The 18,201-nt window shown below is 41.0% G+C and carries 17 protein-coding genes and 1 pseudogene; 7 read left to right on the plus strand and 11 right to left on the minus strand.

Features of this window, described 5'->3' with window-relative positions; genetic code table 11:
- Positions 1–34: 34 nt before the first annotated feature.
- Both OCV36_RS09360 and OCV36_RS09365 read right to left on the minus strand, forming a co-directional pair.
- Positions 35–178 (minus strand): hypothetical protein, encoded by a 144-nt coding sequence (locus OCV36_RS09360; protein ID WP_157938716.1) that lies wholly within the window; start codon positions 176–178, stop codon positions 35–37.
- A gap of 521 nt (positions 179–699) precedes the next feature.
- Positions 700–837, minus strand: a pseudogene (locus tag OCV36_RS09365) (alpha/beta fold hydrolase); the annotation flags it as partial.
- Positions 838–907: 70 nt separating this feature from the next.
- Here OCV36_RS09365 and OCV36_RS09370 point away from each other — a divergent pair.
- Together OCV36_RS09370 and OCV36_RS09375 are read left to right on the plus strand one after the other, a co-directional pair.
- Positions 908–1,165: a hypothetical protein gene (locus OCV36_RS09370; protein ID WP_017085640.1), complete on the plus strand. Its 258-nt coding sequence runs from the start codon at positions 908–910 to the stop codon at positions 1,163–1,165.
- Between the two features lie 59 nt (positions 1,166–1,224).
- A complete protein-coding gene (locus OCV36_RS09375) occupies positions 1,225–1,347 on the plus strand; it encodes a hypothetical protein (RefSeq protein WP_258183960.1) in 123 nt (40 codons plus the stop codon).
- 120 nt (positions 1,348–1,467) lie between these two features.
- Here the strand turns inward: OCV36_RS09375 and OCV36_RS09380 are convergent, their stop codons facing one another.
- Both OCV36_RS09380 and OCV36_RS09385 read right to left on the minus strand, forming a co-directional pair.
- Complete coding sequence (locus OCV36_RS09380) at positions 1,468–2,340, minus strand: alpha/beta fold hydrolase (RefSeq protein WP_135454968.1); 873 nt, start codon at positions 2,338–2,340, stop codon at positions 1,468–1,470.
- Positions 2,341–2,593: 253 nt separating this feature from the next.
- The gene (locus OCV36_RS09385) at positions 2,594–3,400 is read right to left on the minus strand and encodes a sulfite exporter TauE/SafE family protein (protein WP_135454970.1); all 807 of its coding nucleotides are present in this window, start codon (positions 3,398–3,400) and stop codon (positions 2,594–2,596) included.
- Positions 3,401–3,504: 104 nt separating this feature from the next.
- Between OCV36_RS09385 and OCV36_RS09390 the strand changes: the two genes are divergently transcribed.
- Together OCV36_RS09390 and OCV36_RS09395 are read left to right on the plus strand one after the other, a co-directional pair.
- The gene (locus tag OCV36_RS09390; RefSeq protein WP_135454972.1) at positions 3,505–4,317 is read left to right on the plus strand and encodes an AraC family transcriptional regulator; all 813 of its coding nucleotides are present in this window, start codon (positions 3,505–3,507) and stop codon (positions 4,315–4,317) included.
- Between the two features lie 356 nt (positions 4,318–4,673).
- Positions 4,674–5,450, plus strand: coding sequence for an AraC family transcriptional regulator (locus OCV36_RS09395; RefSeq protein ID WP_135454974.1), 777 nt, complete (start codon positions 4,674–4,676; stop codon positions 5,448–5,450).
- Here OCV36_RS09395 and leuA read toward each other — a convergent pair.
- The 5 genes from leuA to OCV36_RS09420 form a co-directional block, all read right to left on the minus strand.
- Entirely contained in the window at positions 5,447–7,129 is a 1,683-nt protein-coding gene (gene leuA / locus OCV36_RS09400; protein ID WP_135454977.1) for a 2-isopropylmalate synthase, read from the minus strand. The two genes, OCV36_RS09395 and leuA, sit on opposite strands and share 4 nt — an antisense overlap.
- 246 nt (positions 7,130–7,375) lie before the next feature.
- Positions 7,376–8,893, minus strand: coding sequence for an ISNCY family transposase (locus tag OCV36_RS09405; RefSeq protein ID WP_081324381.1), 1,518 nt, complete (start codon positions 8,891–8,893; stop codon positions 7,376–7,378).
- 445 nt (positions 8,894–9,338) lie between these two features.
- Positions 9,339–9,827 carry a DUF1993 family protein gene (locus OCV36_RS09410; protein ID WP_135454979.1) on the minus strand — a complete coding sequence of 163 codons (489 nt, stop codon included), beginning with the start codon at positions 9,825–9,827 and terminating at the stop codon, positions 9,339–9,341.
- Between the two features lie 430 nt (positions 9,828–10,257).
- Complete coding sequence (locus OCV36_RS09415) at positions 10,258–11,067, minus strand: DUF2167 domain-containing protein (RefSeq protein WP_102257508.1); 810 nt, start codon at positions 11,065–11,067, stop codon at positions 10,258–10,260.
- A 409-nt stretch (positions 11,068–11,476) separates the two neighbouring features.
- A complete protein-coding gene (locus OCV36_RS09420) occupies positions 11,477–11,719 on the minus strand; it encodes a hypothetical protein (protein ID WP_245300902.1) in 243 nt (80 codons plus the stop codon).
- Positions 11,720–12,083: 364 nt separating this feature from the next.
- On the opposite strand from OCV36_RS09420, the gene OCV36_RS09425 reads away from it, so the two are divergent.
- The 3 genes from OCV36_RS09425 (at position 12,084) to OCV36_RS09435 (ending at position 14,381) form a co-directional block, all read left to right on the plus strand.
- Positions 12,084–13,496, plus strand: coding sequence for a PHP domain-containing protein (locus tag OCV36_RS09425; RefSeq protein ID WP_210114706.1), 1,413 nt, complete (start codon positions 12,084–12,086; stop codon positions 13,494–13,496).
- A 124-nt stretch (positions 13,497–13,620) separates the two neighbouring features.
- A complete protein-coding gene (locus tag OCV36_RS09430) occupies positions 13,621–13,986 on the plus strand; it encodes a hypothetical protein (RefSeq protein WP_135454981.1) in 366 nt (121 codons plus the stop codon).
- A 104-nt stretch (positions 13,987–14,090) separates the two neighbouring features.
- On the plus strand, positions 14,091–14,381 hold the full coding sequence (locus OCV36_RS09435) for a hypothetical protein (RefSeq protein WP_135454982.1): 291 nt from the start codon (positions 14,091–14,093) through the stop codon (positions 14,379–14,381).
- A 157-nt stretch (positions 14,382–14,538) separates the two neighbouring features.
- Here the strand turns inward: OCV36_RS09435 and pheT are convergent, their stop codons facing one another.
- Entirely contained in the window at positions 14,539–16,926 is a 2,388-nt protein-coding gene (gene pheT / locus OCV36_RS09440; RefSeq protein WP_135454984.1) for a phenylalanine--tRNA ligase subunit beta, read from the minus strand.
- A gap of 18 nt (positions 16,927–16,944) precedes the next feature.
- Positions 16,945–17,928, minus strand: a complete 984-nt coding sequence (gene pheS, locus OCV36_RS09445; protein WP_004734764.1) for a phenylalanine--tRNA ligase subunit alpha — start codon at positions 17,926–17,928, stop codon at positions 16,945–16,947.
- Positions 17,929–18,201: the final 273 nt, after the last annotated feature.

Below are 18,201 nucleotides of genomic sequence, written 5' to 3' on the forward strand. Positions count from 1 at the left end.
CTCTCGAGTGCCTTATCGAGAGGGAGCAAGCTAGTTAGCGAGACTCTTTCTTGTGGTGTTCTGACGGGGCTGGATTCGGTTCAAAGGCAGCATTTGATCGCACCAGTCTTGGAGGTTGGTTAGAGATATCTTGCTTCTTAAGTTTTAACGATAAAGCCGTTCTTAGTTTTCCGTTCATATTCAGATCCTCAAAATAATGGAATGTTCTGGGCTTGGTAACGATATGCAACAAAGATAAAGAACACTGAGACAATACAGCTCGTTAACAAATTGTTACACGATCATTTTTAGAATGTTATTTTTTGGGATTAGTAAGTATTCAGAGAGCTTTTACTTCTTTGAGAAATTCATTGGAGATTATTATTTGTCGCTGACGATGATGTACAAATCAGGTCTGTACCAGTTGGATTGAATAACAAGTAAAACGAAGCCGCGGACTTATCGCTGTTAATGAAATCCCGTGGAACGATTCTAGTAAACCAAATCCTCCCCCCTCTAGCTCCCCCTCAAATGCAGTTCACCGAGCTCATTAGATTAACGTTCGAGGGGGAGAACATTCTTTGGCGCTGAACATATAACTGTACTTGTCACGATCGGTATTCAGTTCCTCCCCTTTCCCCGTTACCAACAAGAGATTGGAGATGTAAACCAAGGGGAGGTTAGGAGGGGATTATCAGCCTATTCTCACGTGCAACCGCCCTACTTCACTGACTGCACCGCTTTCATCAACGTTGTGTTGAATTGCTGTGATTGCTCAAGCATTGGGAAGAGACCTGAGTCTTCAATGTAGTAAATGCTGTAGTCCTTGATGTGTTTCTTGTTCGCTCCTAAATCTGTCAATCTCGGAATTTCTTGCTAAAAAGGTAGAAAAGTTTATGGTATTTTTTAGGCAAACTTGAGAATCGATATGTCATTGCAGAAAAAACAATCCAAAGTATCACTGAACATCAAAATCTCATCAGACTTAGATGTTCGTCTTAAACGAGCGAGAAAAGCAGCGCGTGAACAAGGCTTAATGTTCAACGTATCTCAAGAAGTTGAAAAGTTTCTTGAGAAGGAAATAAAGAAAGTGGAACGCCAGCTATCAATCGATGAAGAGATTAAGAATAACCTCGAGGATCTTGGTGGGCTTAATATAGATAAAATGATGAAATCAATGGATTAATCAAAACACTAACATATTGATTAAAATGAATTTAAAAATGACAAAGCGTGGAGATGATTATGGGCACAATAATTGGACTGTTAATTTTGGCTGGTATCAGTGTATTCCTAAAGCGTCAAACGGGGCTTCATTTGCATGAGTGGATTGCAAAAAAATATAAAGAATCTCAAGACAAAAAATAATGGACTCTATCAGAGCGACAGATTCCATCGATTTGACTTAAAAAACTAAGGCCCCGTAAACGCGAGGCCTTAGTTTTATCTATCTAACGGGTACAACTATCCTTTATCAACTACAGCGCCCTACTTCACTGACTTAACCGCTTTCATCAATGTTGCGTTGAACTGCTGTGGTTGATCAAGCATTGGGAAATGGCCTGAGTCTTCAATGTAGTAAATGCTGTAATCCTTGATATGTTTCTTGTTCGCTTCTGAATCCGTTGGCCATAGGCGAGCGTTAACCAAGATTACTGGCACGTTCACGCTCTCATACACGTGGTGTGCTTCGCCTGTTACATATTGGCCTAGATAATGGCGGAACTGGTTTATCGCGATAGCTGGCGGTGCTGATGTCATGTCTTGCGTTACCCAGTTAAGTAAATCTGCGTCTACGTCTTTTGGTAGCGAGTCTTTAACGAACATAGTAATGCCCGCTTGGAAGTCTACTTCAAACGGTTTGGTCATTGCATCTAGATCGCTTTGTGAAACCGCGAGTGAAACATTTTGCGATGTATCGACACCAATAATGCCCTTCACTCTTTTCGGCATCAGTTTAACCGCTTCTGCAATAACACCACCTGCCATCGAATGACCAACTAAGATGACGGATTCGAGTTGTTCTTTCTCGATGACGGCTTTGATGTCTTCAGCGAATGCAACCATGGTGTACTCTTCGCGGTTGAATGATGAGTTACCGTGTCCTGCCAAGTCCATGGTGATCACTTGATACTTCTCTGAAAACTCACTCACTTGGTTTTGCCACAGCCTGCTGTCTAAACTCCAGCCGTGAATGAAGATTAGTGCCGTCTCCCCACTACCACTTTTGCCATACGCAATTTTCTCACCATCGTGAGATATCGCAATACCGTACTTAACCATAGAATCGTGAGCCATGGCACTCATGCTACCAAGCGTCATGACTACCAAGAGTGTGATGTTTAGAATTAAACGTTTCATAGTGTCTCTCTACTTACTTTAAAGGGTACACAAAAAGCGCCCCTCTCAATCAATATAGTCACTATAAAGTGTGAAGCTTTAGACGGGTCAAGGGTGATTTAGATAAACACCTATCCGTGCTTGGTAACTTAACCAACTCATTTCTGCCCCAAAATGCGTTACGCCTCTAAACACAATACGGATAATCAGTTATGAGCAAAGGCAAGGTTGCCCCCACATTACAATACAAGACCTACTGATGACTATATTTGCCCTAATTCAGTGCTTGTATCAACATTCTGAAACTTAGAACAAGACACAGAATGCCAACGATCTTCTTGAGTATTTTACTTGGAAAATAGTCAGCGCAACGAACACCAAGGCTAGTAGTTAAGTAACTGCTAATGGAAAAGCTAATCATTGCAGGAAGATATATGTATCCTAAAATTAAGTTGCTCCAATCTGTATTCTCCCAACCATTTAACATATATCCGAGGCTTCCAGACAACGCGATAGGGAAACCTATCGCAGCAGATGTGCCAATAGCACGTTTAACCTCAAAATTTTGTTGGACAAGATAAGGGATGATTAAGCCCGCGCCACTTATAGAGACAAGTGCAGAAACAGAACCAATTACTGAACCAACAGTGATATTACCGATAGCTCCATGTGGATATTGATTGTACTCATGCTCTGTTTTTAGAAACATCTTGTAAGCAACATACAACATAAATACGCTGAAAAATCCTGCCAGATAAACACCCTGTAGATACGATGCTACGAATGTAGCGCAAAATGTCCCGACTATAACCCCGCACAACATTTTTATGACCATGATCGAGTCAACATTCTTTTTTTTGTAGTGAGCTCGCATGCTACCTAATGTGGTAATAATCATCGAAGCCATCGACGTCCCTAATGCTAAGTGGACCACTTCTTGATCAGCTATTCCTTGTATTGAAAACAGAAACGCAAAAATAGGAACTGCCATTCCTCCCCCTCCTACTCCAACGAGTCCTGCGAGAAAGCCAATCCCTAAGCCCGCTGTAATGTAATAAAAGATAAAAATAGGTTCGTTCATAATAGATCTGCCTTCGATAAAACATTCGTTATGAAAATGTTACCAGAACGCTAATTTTCCATGGTAACGTTAAAAGGACATAAAATAGTGAATAGTGGCCAATATTGAACTACGTAGAGAAAACGACAAACTGTGATTACAGTGAATGGAAAAATGGTGCTGTTCTCGTCGCCAAGGAATGGCAGCATGAACGGAGTGACTTTAATCATTTGGATCAACGGCCGCATACTTGGCACAGCCACCATCGAGGCCAGTTACTGTGTATAGATGAAGGGTTAATACAGGTTAAAACTGATGAAGGAACTTGGATACTTCCGCCTCACCGCGCGGGTTGGATACCTCCAGGTGCGATGCACAGTGTTTATTTTTGTGGTTCCCTGAAAGGTCGATCATTATTGTTTACTCCAGAGATCTGTGAGCAGTTTCCAATGAGACCTTGCGTGATTGAAATGAGCGATGTATTGAAAGTTTTATCGATTAGGGCATCCACCTGGAACAAAACAGAGGAGCTACCTGTACAGTGTTTACATATCCTTTCTGTTATTTCTGATGAAATCGGTAACAGCCCTCATGAATCACTTTATATCCCATTGCCCAAAGACCCAAGACTACAAAAGGTAACTCAAGCGATTTTCACTCATCCAAACAGCAAAAACTCAGTTGAACATTGGGCAAGTATGGGGGCCATCTCATCTCGAACGTTAAGAAGGTTGATTCGAAGTGAATTGAACATGAGTTTTAGTGAATGGCGGCAACAGATACTGCTGATACATTCATTAGAAATGATGGCACGCGGAGAATCAGTTGGAGACGTAGCATTTGCTTTAGGTTATTCAACGCCCAGTAACTTTATCGCTATGTTCCGTCGGGTCTATGGTGAGTCACCCATGCGTTACTTTTCGAATCGTGGCATATAGTTGCCAATAGCCTATCTGGGTTAGCTCTATCTTTTTTGCATACATTTACTAATCCGATACAGGCAAGTTAGACCTTGGGCTCTAGCTCGTTTATGTCCACCTTCGATTCAGCAAGGTCTTTGCTGAATCATCTTTGCCCCATTTCAATTCAAAACCTTCACTCACGAAATTACTAAGTATCGACGTTTGCCCAAATTAACCTAATGTTTAGCTGTATCTGAGTGCTATAAGTGTAGGTATATGTCTACTGGCTAAACTATCCATTAGGGAAACAGAGCTTATCTTTCTTCTGGAGAATTCTGGATAAATTCGTTACATTATTTTTTCATTAGGTATAAGGATTTACTCGAGTATTTATGAAGTTTTGTGACGAAACGTTGGCCCCTCCTATACTGGCATATGCACACAATTATTCTCATGGGGATGTAGAGCCTACTCATACTCATCAGTGCGCTCAGTTTTTACATGCTTTAAACGGTGTTATTCGAGTGGATACACAATCAGAGTCATGGGTTGTGACAACGAATCAGGGGCTATGGGTACCTGCTGGTATCTCACACAGCCTTAGAATCACGGGGGACGTTCGAGTTCGTACGCTTTTTGTTGCTCCTATGGCCAGGGCTGACCTTCCCTATACCTGTGTGCTATCGAAAGTTTCGTCGTTGCTGACCAGTTTAATTGTTGAGGCCGTATCTCTACCTGATATTCGGATAGCTGGAACACGAGAAGAGCGAATATTTGAACTGATACTTGATGAGTTACGTTTGCTAAGCCCTATTGGTTTTTACCTCCCTAATCCAAGAACAGATGCATTGATCATGCTCTGTAAAAACGTATCTGAGCGTCTGTCACACCCATGGACAGCTTCAGACGCTGCCAAGTATTTGGGCCAAAGTGAAAGAACTGTTTCTCGACGGTTTCAGCAAGAGCTAGGTCTTACGTTCACAGAATGGCTACGTCAGAAGCGATTACTACATGCGTCTGAACTTTTAGCCGGCGGGTGTAGTGTGTTAGATACTGCATTGGCGATTGGATATGACAGCCCTAGTGCATTTAGCGCGATGTTTAAAAGTCGAACAGGGCTGTCTCCGAGGGAATATTGTCCGATGGTTAATCCATTAGAACACGATTAAAGCGCTAAGTTAGTCTGTAGTAAATTAGAGTAGGCATTCAACAGTGCTTGTAGAGAAGCTTTTGTTGCATCTTCTTCAATTGCGACACCAAAAAAGCTCACATTAGAAATCGTCGACTGAAGCTGCACATAACAGGCCGCTTTGCTTTGGGTTCGTGAGCCGAGTGTATGCTCGTGATAGTCAACGATATTCACCTTCAAACCATATTGTTCCATTAACCCTTTCAGCAACGCAGACATTAGACCATTCCCAGAACCAACACATCTTATCATTTTATTGTTGTGATGAATTTTGGCTTGAATTTTTGGGCCAAGCTCTGTTGTTTGGCTGTGATAGCTCTGCAAACTTATGGTCGGGTTATTCACTAGACCATAAGACTGTCTGAATAGTTGCCAAAGTTCCGAAAGATTAATTTCACATCCCGATCTATCGGTATGACTTTTCACTTTCTTACTCAAATCGGCTTGGAGCATTTTAGGCAGTAACAACCCGTAGTTTTCTTGGAGTAACCATGCAGCACCACTCTTACCTGACTGATTATTTACACGAATCACTTCTTCATAGTTACACCCCAAATCCATAGGGTCTATCGGTAAGTAAGGGATATTCCAGAAGCTCTTCAATTTAGAGCTATGCGAAGAAAATCCTTTTTTAATGGCATCTTGATGAGATCCCGAAAAGGCGGTAAAAACGAGCCTTCCAGCATATGGATGACGAGGGTGGACAGGGATTTCGTTACACTGCTCGACGAGTTCAACCATATGCCGAATGTCAGAAAAGCGCAATTTAGGATCAATGCCTTGTGAATAAAGGTTTAGTGCGAGTGTGACCAAGTCAACATTGCCTGTACGTTCACCGTTCCCGAATAAACAACCTTCGACCCGAGCTGCTCCTGCTAGCATGGCGAGTTCAGCACTAGCCACACCTGTGCCTCGATCGTTATGAGGGTGAACACTGATGGTGATGTGCTCTAATGAACTAAATGAATTTATGAAGTGTTCTATCTGGTCTGCAAAAACGTTAGGAGTGTTGCGTTCAACCGTTGTTGGCAGGTTAATGATAAGCTGGCATGTCTTACTTGGTCGCCACACGGACGCTACTGCTTCACAGATTTCAAGCGCAAACTCGGGTTCCGTAAAATTGAATGTCTCTGGCGAATATTCAAGAGTCCATAAAGTTTCAGGACGTTTTTCACACAAGGCTTTAATCTGTTTAGCCCCATTGACAGCAAGTTCTAGAGTAGACTTTTTATCCTGAGAAAAAACAATATCTCTAAAAGACGGAGCTGTAGCATTGTACAAATGGACTATGGCCTTAGACGCCCCTGTTAGAGAATCAATAGTTCGCTCAATTAAGTCCGATCTGGATTGCGTAATCACCTGAACAGTGACATCACCTGGAATTAACTCGTTCTCGATCAGACATCGAACAAAGTCAAAATCCGTTTGCGATGCTGATGGAAATGCTACCTCAATCTCCTTGAATCCACATTCAATTAAGTGGTTAAAGAGCTTCAGTTTTTTATCAATATTCATTGGGTTAGATAAAGACTGATTACCATCTCGTAAATCGGTTGAGAGCCAGCGAGGGGCTTTGTCTAATATCTTTGATGGCCAGGTTCTCTGTAGAAAGTCGATAACAGGAGCTGCTCGGTATTTTTCTGATGGCATTTCTAACATTGTTAATTTGTCCTTTCTTTGATGAGAAAAGTTCATGCTAGAAGACTTTGTGAATGATATCTGAATAGAAGTTGACGAAAATCGTCGTGTTTTGGACAGAGAAGGTACAAAACCAATATGAGAAAAGATACTTACCAGCTTATTGTCTAATAGTTTTTTGTGATTACCGAGGGAGGTTGACGGTCTAAATACCGAAGGATTCTGTCGCTGCTTTATTCATAGTAGTCCACTATTGCAGATTAGTTTCTATTCGATAATTGATTCCTCGGCACGTGCCTCCCGTAACTCTCTTGTATTCAGCTTTTCTTCAAGCCAGATGTTCCTTACTGTTGAGTGACTAATCGAGATGTTAAAACGCTTTCTCATCTCACCACTTATCCTAATAGAGGTTAGGTGAGGCGATTTGAGTGTTAATGAGATGACGATATTTCGAGTCTTTTCATCGATGCGATTATTGTTGTGTGATTGACCATACAGACGTTTCAAAGCAAGTGGGCCATGGGCTTCAAGTAATTGACGGTTGTTGTGAATGCTTTTGACAGAACAACCGCTTTGTCGGGCCGCTTCTCTAACATTCCCTAACTCATTGGCAAGCTCTATAGCCTCGATCTTTTTCTGAACCTCTTCTCCGTATTCTTTCCTAGAGCTAGGCTCAGTAAGCTCTTTAATCGATAACTCTCGGTCGGCAAAGTAAGCCGTAAAACCACCATCAAGTTGCTTACGTAACTCGACTTGTTGACTCACGATAGAGTGCCGTAATGGGGAGGTGATTTGATACATTGCGTTGGCGTAACTGAAGGTATGATCTCGACGGATTTTTCGATATTCTTTTTGAATACATATCGCGTCAATGTTGAGGTACTTCGGAACGGGTGTATGCTCAGAGCGCATTAATTTGGCGTTGACTGTGAGGGTCGTTGCCCAATACTCAGGGATGAAGGTATTTTGTAGGTAGTTATTTGCACTGATCATATCAGTAACCCCAGCCAGTCTTAACTCAGGGACTAGACGATCTTGGAACGTATCAAAGGCACGTTCGATGCGACCCTTGCCTTGAGGCGAATTGGCAAAAATAATTTCTATACCCAGCTCTTCACAGGCTCGTTGCATCTGGGAGAAGTGGCAACGTTTTGGTCCACCGAAGATGCCAGCTCTATCGACATACAGAGTCTTAAAAAGCCCTTTTTTCTTGATATAAGTTTTCATTACTTTGAGGCATCCTTCGGTGGTTTCTGAAGGAAAAAACTCCGCATGAACCTCACTGGTTGCATCATCAATCATGGCGATAAGACAGGATTTTTTATCACCGAACCAAAGATGCGGACTGCCGTCCATTTGCAGCATTAAGCCTTCGGCTTCCATACGCTCACGTCGTCTTCTTACCTTAGAACGTCGATGTTTGGCTCGTTTTACATGATGGATTTCATGTGCCCAGGTACGAAGCGTCTCCCGTTTTACTTTGATACCTTCAAATACCTCTAACATATCGGCGAGATGAAGCATGTTAAAGTCGTAATACTTGGTCTTTATAAGAGCTTGAACTTGTTGCTTTAAGGTAATGGGGGTTTTATTAGCGGGTGCCCTTCCTGTGTTGCCATGAACCACAAATCGGATACCATCAGAGCGATATCGCCTGAGATAACGTTCGATGGTTCTGCGAGACTTATTGAGGAGCTTAGAGGCATTAGTAATTGAGATTTTACCGAGAGCAACTTTTGCGATGATATCCACGGTAAGCTGAGATTGAGTATCCATAACGATCATCCTATACACCCCTGACTAATTCGTAGCACTAGTCAAAGGATTACGTAAAAATAGAGACCGTCAATTTCCCTCGGTAATTAAGCGAATGACAAAGTCGCTTGGTAGTTACGATACGACAGAATCGCTTGGTGATCACATTGTCTAATAGTTTTTTATAAAAAACTTTTGCCCCATTCGGTGTTAAAGCAATTACTCAGTGGTAGATCGTGCCACTGAAATCGCAGTACTTTTCCTCATGTCTGGTACCGAAAGAGCTATGCGCACTTTCTCCCATTTCCTTCCATCACTTAACAATTCCCGCTTGATTTCATATTTGCATATCTATGTGATACGTAGCTATGAAGAGTTCAATGGTAAACCAGACAAAGTCAGTAAAATAGGGGGATTTGGCACCTAATCAACTTAGACGAATCTTGAATACCTTAGCTCTTGGTTGAGGTAAGGCTTATTTAATAAAGCTAAAATCCTTGGGATAAACATGTAAACCATCGAAATCACCTTTACCCAACTCTGCACCATTAGCTTTCGCTATTGCGTAAACCATACTCATGTGGAACAACAAGTTAGGCACAATATACATATTGATGAACTCAGACTGACATAACTTTACCTCAGCAAAACCAGCTTTATCGGTGATAACTTTACTATCATCATATTCATTAATATCAGGAGCATTTTCTAGATAGATCACCGCTTCATCTATCTGATTTAAAATGGCTTTTTCTCCGTCCTCGTCTTTATAGAAAGAAACCGTCTCAACATTTAATAATGGACAATATCCCCGCAAAGCAAAGTTAGATGCGATTTTTGCATGCATTTCTAGTGAGAACATGCCATCTGATAGAGAGTAATGATAAATAGTGGGTGGTACTTTGGACACAATGATTTTTAACTGTTTTAGATAGTGTGTTAGCATTTTTTTTGTTTCAGCCATAAATCCTCAAATGAAAAGCATCGTAAATTAACGGTGGTCGCTGTGTTTTAATATACCAGAAGTTATCCGAAGGGTAGATTCCGTCTTTCATCGCTAAATGATTTGTGTCCAGAAGCTTCATAGGCTTAATTTTTATCTGTGGCACTTTCTAGCACGAAAGTGCCCCTTTAAATACTAACGTAATGACTCAGTGACAAATCGTGACACTGAAATTACAGTACTTTTTCTCATGGTTGCGACTAACAGCGTAGTGAAAGGAATCTCCCAAAAGTGTGCGCAGACGATGTTCTCAGCTTGTAATTTTCGTATGCATCATTGTGTTTCTCGTTGGCAGTAATATCTCGCAACTGGCCAAATTGCGTGCACTTATTGATGACTGCGAGGATATCTGGACTAAATAGTACAGTAGCCCCAGTAATTAACCTCACTGCTATTTGTCTTTTTTGAATAGTTTGTTTTTTAACCAAACCACAGGCAAGAATATAAGAAACCATAGCTTTTTCCCGAAGGCGAGTAAGAGAGCTCCAATAGCTAATCCACCTTTACCTGCAACCTTTCCTGTGATCAATTTGTACATCAAAGCACCAGCTCCAAAAGCTGCAACCGTATCAGTCTCTGGAACAAAGTCTTTATAGGTATGGCCTTTTTCATACTTTAGCTGTTCTAGAGTCGGCGCTAAGTTATCTTCCGCTGATATAAATTGCTCTTGAGATCCTACCCAAGTGATTTGACTATAACCTTCTCTAGATAATTTCAATGCTCTTGCATTAACTATTTTCTCATTCTCACTACTGTGCGCCCTTATAGCATAATACATCGTTGCTTCTTTCTTGTTTAATGTTGGTTTCTCTGCCCATCCATCAATAAAGAGAAGCGCGCCTTTCCTATGCTTATTATCATCCTCTGTACTATCGATAAGCTCTTGAAGTAAATCATTGCTATCAATACTTTCTTCCCAATCATCCATTTTTATAAAGCCAGGTCTGCTTTCTGTTATAATAAACCTGCTTAAATCTTGGTTTAAAAGAACTGCATTTGGAGAGCTAGGAACTCCATTAATTTCTTCTTCTAAAATTGCTGCGTCATCACCTCTAACCAAAGACTGCTCAGTCATAACTAGGATCGTTGCGTCTTGATTTGGTACGTCATATATACCTTCATATTCCCAGTTAAGGTTATCGAGTGGATTGGCAAATACCGAGCTTGCGATTAGCACTAATCCAATGGCCATGTATTTCATTTTTTTTCACTTAAATGCATATTATTTTTGTGCAATTTACCAGCTAAATACTTTAGTTATGTTGATAAAGATCTAAATGTAAGATATTGATATATATGTCAATTGCATATAATTGGTAGGCTATGCCGACATAGCGCCAGAAAGATTTAGTACAGTATTTATCTACCTTGAGCAATAACTGGAAGTATTTTAAAACTAATACTTGAACTTGCTGTTAAGTATTCACATCAGAGACTAAGGGGCATAAGCGATTCAGGGGGAGTTGAATGTTCGGCAAATAAAATTGCATCAAGTGAACCCGACACAATGAACTGAAGATAGAAGAAACTGCCTAGTTCTTATCAAAATCGCCACCTGTAGCAACAGTGCCTTTCCGCATTTTGAGATACTAAAAGTTATTCAGGCGCGGCTAAATTGGGAGAGTCATTGACACGTCTTTGTCCAATACCGAGTTAGTATCCGTTTCCTGATCTAACAAAAAAGCCGCGAAGTGCTGCGCTGTATCCCCGCTCCCACTTTTGCCATACGCAATTTGCTCACCATCGTGAGATATCGCAATACCGTACTTAACCGTTGAGTCATGAGCCGTGGCATTCATGCTACCAAGCATCATGAATACCAAGAGTGTGATGTTTAGAATTAAACGTTTCATAGTATCTATCTACTTACTTTAGAGGGAACACAGAACGCCCCCCTCTTAATCAATATAGCCACTATAAAGTGTGAAGTTGTAGACGGGTCAAGTGTTATAGAATTGATATTTAAGAGCGTAGCAATACTGTGTTAACTAGCTCGTTTCTACCCAAACCTGAGTCACTAACGACGTCAGAGCCAATAGGTTTACCAGAATAGCTCTTGGTGGATCTAATAATCTACAAAGCCTAGTCAAATGGTTGTGGGAGGTCTCATAGTGCAACTTGATGGTATGCAAGTTGATTAAATTATTGATAATATGCACATGTTATGTAGAAGCTCTTAAATGACGCTCTAACTGTAATCCCTTTGCTGAGTGAATAATGAAAAAAATCGATCTTCACATGCACACGGTTCCAACTCAATCGGATGCTCCTTTCGAGTACTCTCTAGAAACGCTAAAGAAGTATGTTGAAATTGCTGAGTTGGACTGTATTGCTATTACAAATCACAACGTTTTTGATCTAAACCAATTCAAGAAAATAACTAATGAATTGAACATTGATGTATTGCCAGGTGTTGAAGTTGATTTAGGGTGTGGTCATATATTGGTAATATCTAATCCAATATATTTAGACGAATTCTCAATAAAGTGTCAGAAGTTAACCAACTTAATAACATACCCTCACCCTAGTGTGACATTGGAGCAGTTTAAACAGATTTTTGTCGATTTAGACCAGTACATTCTGATTCCACATTATGATAAAACGCCCAAAATTCATGCCACTGTGATTGATGACTTGAAGCAATACATCACAGCAGGTGAAGTCCAGAGTGCCAAAAAATTCATACAAACCTATAGAGAGGAAGAATCTCTTGTCCCTGTTCTCTTTAGTGATCTCAGAATAGCTTCAGGTGTAACTTCATTCCCTTCTAAACAAACATTTTTGAATATAAGTGATTGTAGTTTCAGAAGTATTAGCTTGGGACTCAAGCAAAAAGAGCATGTAAGTTTAACAAGAGAAGAAGGCAACGACTTTTTCGAAGTCATGAACTCTGGAGTTAAACTTTCTACAGGTTTAAATGTTATTTTTGGTAAGCGATCATCAGGTAAATCTCACACTTTAAACTTGATAAATGAAAACTCTGGTGAAGATGAAGTTAAGTATATTAAACAGTTTGAATTATTAGAAAGTGATGAGGAACGAGATAAAAAAGACTTTGACGAGCATGTTAGTAAAAATAAGAGCGATGTTACTGAAAAATACTTAAGCTTATTTAAATCTGTTGTAGATGACATTCAAGAGGTGGATTTTAGAAGTGAAGACCATCAAATTGAAAAGTATGTTAGCTCGTTGTTGGAAAATGCTAACAATCAAATGAGAAAAGATACTTACTCTAAAGCTGCCTTATTTTCTGATACACTATTTAAATTAAAGGACACTAAAGTACTTAAAGATCTAATTCACTCTACAGAGATGTTAATAGACAACGAAGAATATAGAGAAGTAATTACAAATAATGTTGACAGAGAAAACTTAGTTTCTTTACATTCTGATTTAATTCATAAATTCAGACAGGAAGAGTTAGACAAAAGAATCAAACAAACTACAAATGAAATAGTCTCTAAAATAAAATCAGAATTGAGTTTAAAGACATCTTTGAGCCTAGTGGAAGAAATTGATTTAAAAGAAATATCACTTAATAGAGTAAAGTTAAATAAATTTAGAACGTTAGTTGATTTAGTGAAAACGTATAGACAGAAAAGAACTATATGGTTATCAGGTCGTTGCTGAAAGAAATAAATTCAACTCGGTCTCTGAGCTTCAAAAAGTAATTAGGAAAAGATTACGTCTTGCGCCATCGTTTTATAATTACGAAGATCCAATATCCTACATGAGCAAACTCAAGGATGCGGGTGTGGAAAGTGCTGATATTTACAAATTATTCTCAAATGTTACGTATAGAATACTTAACAAATATGGTGATAGTGTTTCTGGCGGAGAACGTTCTGAATATCGACTCTTAAAAAAACTTCATGATGCTAAATATTATGATGTTCTGTTAATTGATGAACCAGAATCTTCATTTGATAATACGTTTTTATATGAAAGTGTTAATTCAATTATTAAAGATTTGTCCAAGCAAATGCCTGTTGTATTAGTAACACATAACAGTACAGTTGGAAGTTCAATTATTCCAAATCAAATACTGTATGCCATGAAGAGCTTTGTTGATGACAAGTTAGTGTATGATGTTTATTTTGGTCGACCTACTGCCTACTGATAAATTCTTGTACACAAAGTGTGGTAAGGGAATTGAAAATTACACTGTTCAGATTAATTCTTTAGAAGCTGGCGTAAAGCCATATGAAAAGCGAAATTTAGATTATGAAAATATTAAAAGTTGAAACTAATGGTATTCCAATGTTCATATCAATCGATTCTGATTGGAAGATTATTGATTTAATTAACAAAGATGATATTTCAAATTTACTAAATCTATGTATAGATAATAACGTTGTGCTAGACGAATATGATGAGTCAACCATTAAAAACCCAGCGCATAAGATTATATATAGCAACATATATAACAAATTCAAAGAGTTTATTGATGATAAGGCTGGGTTTAAAGATCAAGTAAGTACTTTATATAAAGAAGCATTAGAAAAGTACAAATGATTTAATATTTTTCAAAAAGTACGGGAAAATGTTACTAATTTGACAAAATTACTAAAACGATCCTGTCCAATTCTAAGTTAGCATCCGATTACTGATCCAACCAAACAAAAAGGCCTCGCAATGCGAGGCCTTTGATTTTTCTATCTATCAGAAGAGATTAGTCGCGAAGTGCTGCGCCGAATTTCTCTGAGATTGAAGCTACGATAGCATCTACTGAACCAGCGATGTCTGCATCTTCAAGTGTGCGCTCTACTGACTGTAGGCTAAGTGCGATTGCTAGGCTCTTCTTACCTTCTTCAACGCCTTGACCAACGTATACGTCGAACAGTTTAGCGCCTGTTAGGAATTCGCCACCAGCAGCGATACACGCTTCTACGATGTCGCCAGAAGCAACGGCTTCGTCAACAACAACCGCGATATCACGACGGTTTGCAGGGAACTTAGATACGGCTACTGCTTCTGGAAGCACGCGAGTGTTGATAGCTGCCCATTCGATTTCGAATACGATAGTGCGGCCGTTAAGACCAAACTTACGCTCTAGTTCTGGGTGAACAGTACCAATGATACCCACTTCTTTGCCGTCTACTACGATAGCCGCAGTTTGACCTGGGTGAAGTGCTGGGTGCTTCGCTGCTTTGAAGCTGTATGCGATTTCGTTTGCAGAAAGCTCAAGAACGGCTTCTAGGTCACCTTTAAGATCGAAGAAATCTACAGTGTTAGTTGCAATGTCCCAGTGCTCTTCGCCACGAGTACCAGAGATAACGCCCGCAAGCATCATTTCTTGGCGCATGCCGTTTTCAGCAGTTGCTTCAGGGATGAAACGTAGGCCAGATTCGAATAGACGAACGCGAGACTGTTGACGCTTCTGGTTGTGAACAACTGTGTTTAGAAGACCTTGGATTAGGCCAAGACGCATTGCTGACATGTCCGCAGAGATTGGGAATGGCAGGATTAGCGGCTCAACACCAGGTACAACAAGTTTTTGCTGTTCTGGTTCTACGAAGCTGTATGTGATTGCTTCGTGGTAGCCACGGTCTACAAGAAGGTCACGAACGCGCTTAAGCGGTTGGTTAGCTTCTTTGTGGTCATTCATTTTAAGTGCCGCTTTAGGCGCTTGGTTTGGAATGTTATCGTAACCGTAGATACGACCTACTTCTTCAATTAGGTCTTGCTCGATTGCGATATCGAAACGCCAAGATGGAGACGTTGCCGTCCAGCCTTCGTCTGTAGTCTCTACTTCACAACCTAGGCGAGTAAGAATTTCCACTACGTCTGTAGATGGAATTTCGTGACCTAGTAGGCTGTCTAGCTTAGCGCGACGTAGAGCAACTACGTTTGCTTTAGGAAGATCAGCTTCAGATTCGCTGCCGTTTACTGGCGCAACTTCACCACCACAGATTTCAACTAGAAGCTGTGTTGCACGCTCCATTGCTGCTGCTTGAAGTGTTGAATCAACACCACGTTCGAAACGTAGAGAAGAATCAGTGTGAAGACCGTAAGCACGAGCGCGACCGCGGATGTGATCCGGTGCGAAGAATGCAGCTTCAAGAAGTACGTCTGTTGTTTCAGTCGTAACACCTGAATCTTGACCGCCAAAGATACCAGCGATTGCTAGTGCTTTGTTTTGGTCAGCGATAACAAGTGTGTTGCTGTTTAGTTCAGCTTCGTTGCCATCTAGAAGTGTTAGCTTTTCGCCCTGCTCTGCTAGACGAACCACGATACCGCCTTCGATCTTAGCAAGATCAAATGCGTGCATTGGTTGGCCTTGCTCTAGCATCACGTAGTTTGTGATGTCTACAACTGGGTCGATTGAACGGATACCACAACGGCGCAGTTTTTCTTGCATCCAGATTGGAGATTCCGCTTTCACGTTTACGTTCTTAACTACACGGCCAAGGTAACGTGGACAAGCATCCGTTGCTTTGATTTCAACAGATACTGTGTCTTCAATGCTTGTTGCAACAGCTTCAACTGTTGGCTCTGTAACGTCTGCGCGGTTTAGTACGCCAACTTCACGAGCAAGGCCACGGATGCTGAAGCAGTCTGCGCGGTTTGCTGTTAGGTCTACGTCGATAGTTACGTCGTTAAGCTCTAGAAGCTCACGTACGTCCATACCTAGCGTTGTGCCTTCTGGCAGCTCAAGGATGCCGTCAGACTCTACGTCGATACCTAGCTCAGAGAAAGAACAAAGCATGCCGTGCGATGGAACGCCACGTAGTTTTGCTTTCTTGATTTTGAAGTCACCAGGAAGTACTGCGCCAACTGTTGCTACTGCTACAGTTAGGCCAAGACGACAGTTAGATGCACCACATACGATGTCTAAAAGTTCTTCTTCACCAATGTCGATCTTTGTAACTTGTAGTTTGTCTGCGTCAGGGTGCTGACCGCACTCGACCACTTTACCTACTTTAACGCCGGTGAAAACACCCGCAACAGGTTCTACATCGTCAACTTCCAAACCAGCCATAGTGATTTGGTGAGCTAGCTCTTCGCTGTTAATTGCAGGTTTAACCCACTCGCGTAGCCAAGATTCACTGAATTTCATAGTTTTGACTGCCCCGGATTACTTGAATTGTTTAAGGAAACGAAGGTCGTTCTCGAAGAACGCACGAAGGTCATTTACGCCGTAACGAAGCATCGTTAGACGCTCTACACCCATACCGAATGCAAAACCAGAGTATTTCTCAGGGTCGATGCCAACAGAGCGAAGTACGTTAGGGTGAACCATGCCACAGCCTAGAACTTCTAGCCATTTGCCATCTTTACGTTTCACGTCAACTTCAGCTGAAGGTTCTGTGAACGGGAAGAATGAAGGACGGAAACGCACTTCAACTTCTTCTTCAAAGAAGTTACAAAGGAAATCGTTAAGAATGCCTTTAAGTTGTGCGAAGTTTACGTTCTCATCAACTAACATACCTTCCACTTGGTGGAACATTGGCGTGTGAGTTTGATCGTAGTCGTTACGGTAAACACGACCCGGAGCAATGAAGCGGAAAGGCGGTTTGCCGTTTTCCATCGTACGGATTTGAACACCAGAAGTGTGCGTACGTAGCATTAGATCAGGGTTGAAGAAGAAAGTATCGTGATCAGTACGAGCTGGGTGATCGTCTGCGATGTTTAGTGCATCAAAGTTGTGGAATGCATCTTCAATCTCAGGGCCAGACTCAGTGCTAAAGCCAAGCTCACCAAAGAACTGTTCGATACGCTCAACTGTGCGTGTAACTGGGTGAAGACCACCGTTCTCAATGCGACGACCTGGTAGGCTCACATCGATAGTTTCTTCAGCTAGTTTCGCTTCAAGCTCTGCACGTTGTAGTGCGTCTTTGCGAGCTGCGATCGCTTGTTGAACAGCACCTTTCGCTTTGTTGATCTCTTGACCAGCAGTGCGACGCTCTTCAGGTGGAAGTTTACCTAGGCTTTGTAGTTGAAGAGTTAATTCACCCTTCTTACCTAAATACTGAACTCGCACTTCATCAAGTGCGACTAACGAATCTGCTGTATCAATAGCAGTCGTTGCATTAGCAATGATCTCTTCTAGATGTTGCATCATTTCCTCATCTACCAGTTGGTAGTGTCCGTATCGGATGATTAGTTTTTTTAGATAGCTACACATAGTAATCAAACACGCTACCAATGCCAAATTGAATCGCTAAAAGAGCAAGTTATTGACTAAAAACACGGCAAATTTAACAGGATATTAATGAGGAATAGGAAGAAGTGGAACAAATACCGGTTCCACTTGTTTATTTTAAAGTGAGTCGCGCTCAAAGACTAAAGCGAGCGGTGTTCTAGATCTGAAGTGAACGGTACTCTCGATCTC

This window comes from Vibrio echinoideorum (assembly GCF_024347455.1).
Taxonomy (GTDB): Bacteria; Pseudomonadota; Gammaproteobacteria; order Enterobacterales; family Vibrionaceae; genus Vibrio; species Vibrio echinoideorum.

Excerpts from the sequence above, each read along its gene's own strand:
- OCV36_RS09360 (WP_157938716.1), bottom strand. The coding sequence starts at position 178 with ATGAACGGAAAACTAAGAACGGCTTTATCGTTAAAACTTAAGAAGCAA.
- OCV36_RS09370 (WP_017085640.1), top strand. The coding sequence starts at position 908 with ATGTCATTGCAGAAAAAACAATCCAAAGTATCACTGAACATCAAAATC.
- OCV36_RS09375 (WP_258183960.1), top strand. The coding sequence starts at position 1,225 with ATGGGCACAATAATTGGACTGTTAATTTTGGCTGGTATCAGTGTATTC.
- OCV36_RS09380 (WP_135454968.1), bottom strand. The coding sequence starts at position 2,340 with ATGAAACGTTTAATTCTAAACATCACACTCTTGGTAGTCATGACGCTT.
- OCV36_RS09385 (WP_135454970.1), bottom strand. The coding sequence starts at position 3,400 with ATGAACGAACCTATTTTTATCTTTTATTACATTACAGCGGGCTTAGGG.
- OCV36_RS09395 (WP_135454974.1), top strand. The coding sequence starts at position 4,674 with ATGAAGTTTTGTGACGAAACGTTGGCCCCTCCTATACTGGCATATGCA.
- leuA (WP_135454977.1), bottom strand. The coding sequence starts at position 7,129 with ATGTTAGAAATGCCATCAGAAAAATACCGAGCAGCTCCTGTTATCGAC.
- OCV36_RS09405 (WP_081324381.1), bottom strand. The coding sequence starts at position 8,893 with ATGATCGTTATGGATACTCAATCTCAGCTTACCGTGGATATCATCGCA.
- OCV36_RS09410 (WP_135454979.1), bottom strand. The coding sequence starts at position 9,827 with ATGGCTGAAACAAAAAAAATGCTAACACACTATCTAAAACAGTTAAAA.
- OCV36_RS09415 (WP_102257508.1), bottom strand. The coding sequence starts at position 11,067 with ATGAAATACATGGCCATTGGATTAGTGCTAATCGCAAGCTCGGTATTT.
- OCV36_RS09420 (WP_245300902.1), bottom strand. The coding sequence starts at position 11,719 with ATGAAACGTTTAATTCTAAACATCACACTCTTGGTATTCATGATGCTT.
- OCV36_RS09425 (WP_210114706.1), top strand. The coding sequence starts at position 12,084 with ATGAAAAAAATCGATCTTCACATGCACACGGTTCCAACTCAATCGGAT.
- OCV36_RS09435 (WP_135454982.1), top strand. The coding sequence starts at position 14,091 with ATGAAAATATTAAAAGTTGAAACTAATGGTATTCCAATGTTCATATCA.
- pheT (WP_135454984.1), bottom strand. The coding sequence starts at position 16,926 with ATGAAATTCAGTGAATCTTGGCTACGCGAGTGGGTTAAACCTGCAATT.
- pheS (WP_004734764.1), bottom strand. The coding sequence starts at position 17,928 with ATGCAACATCTAGAAGAGATCATTGCTAATGCAACGACTGCTATTGAT.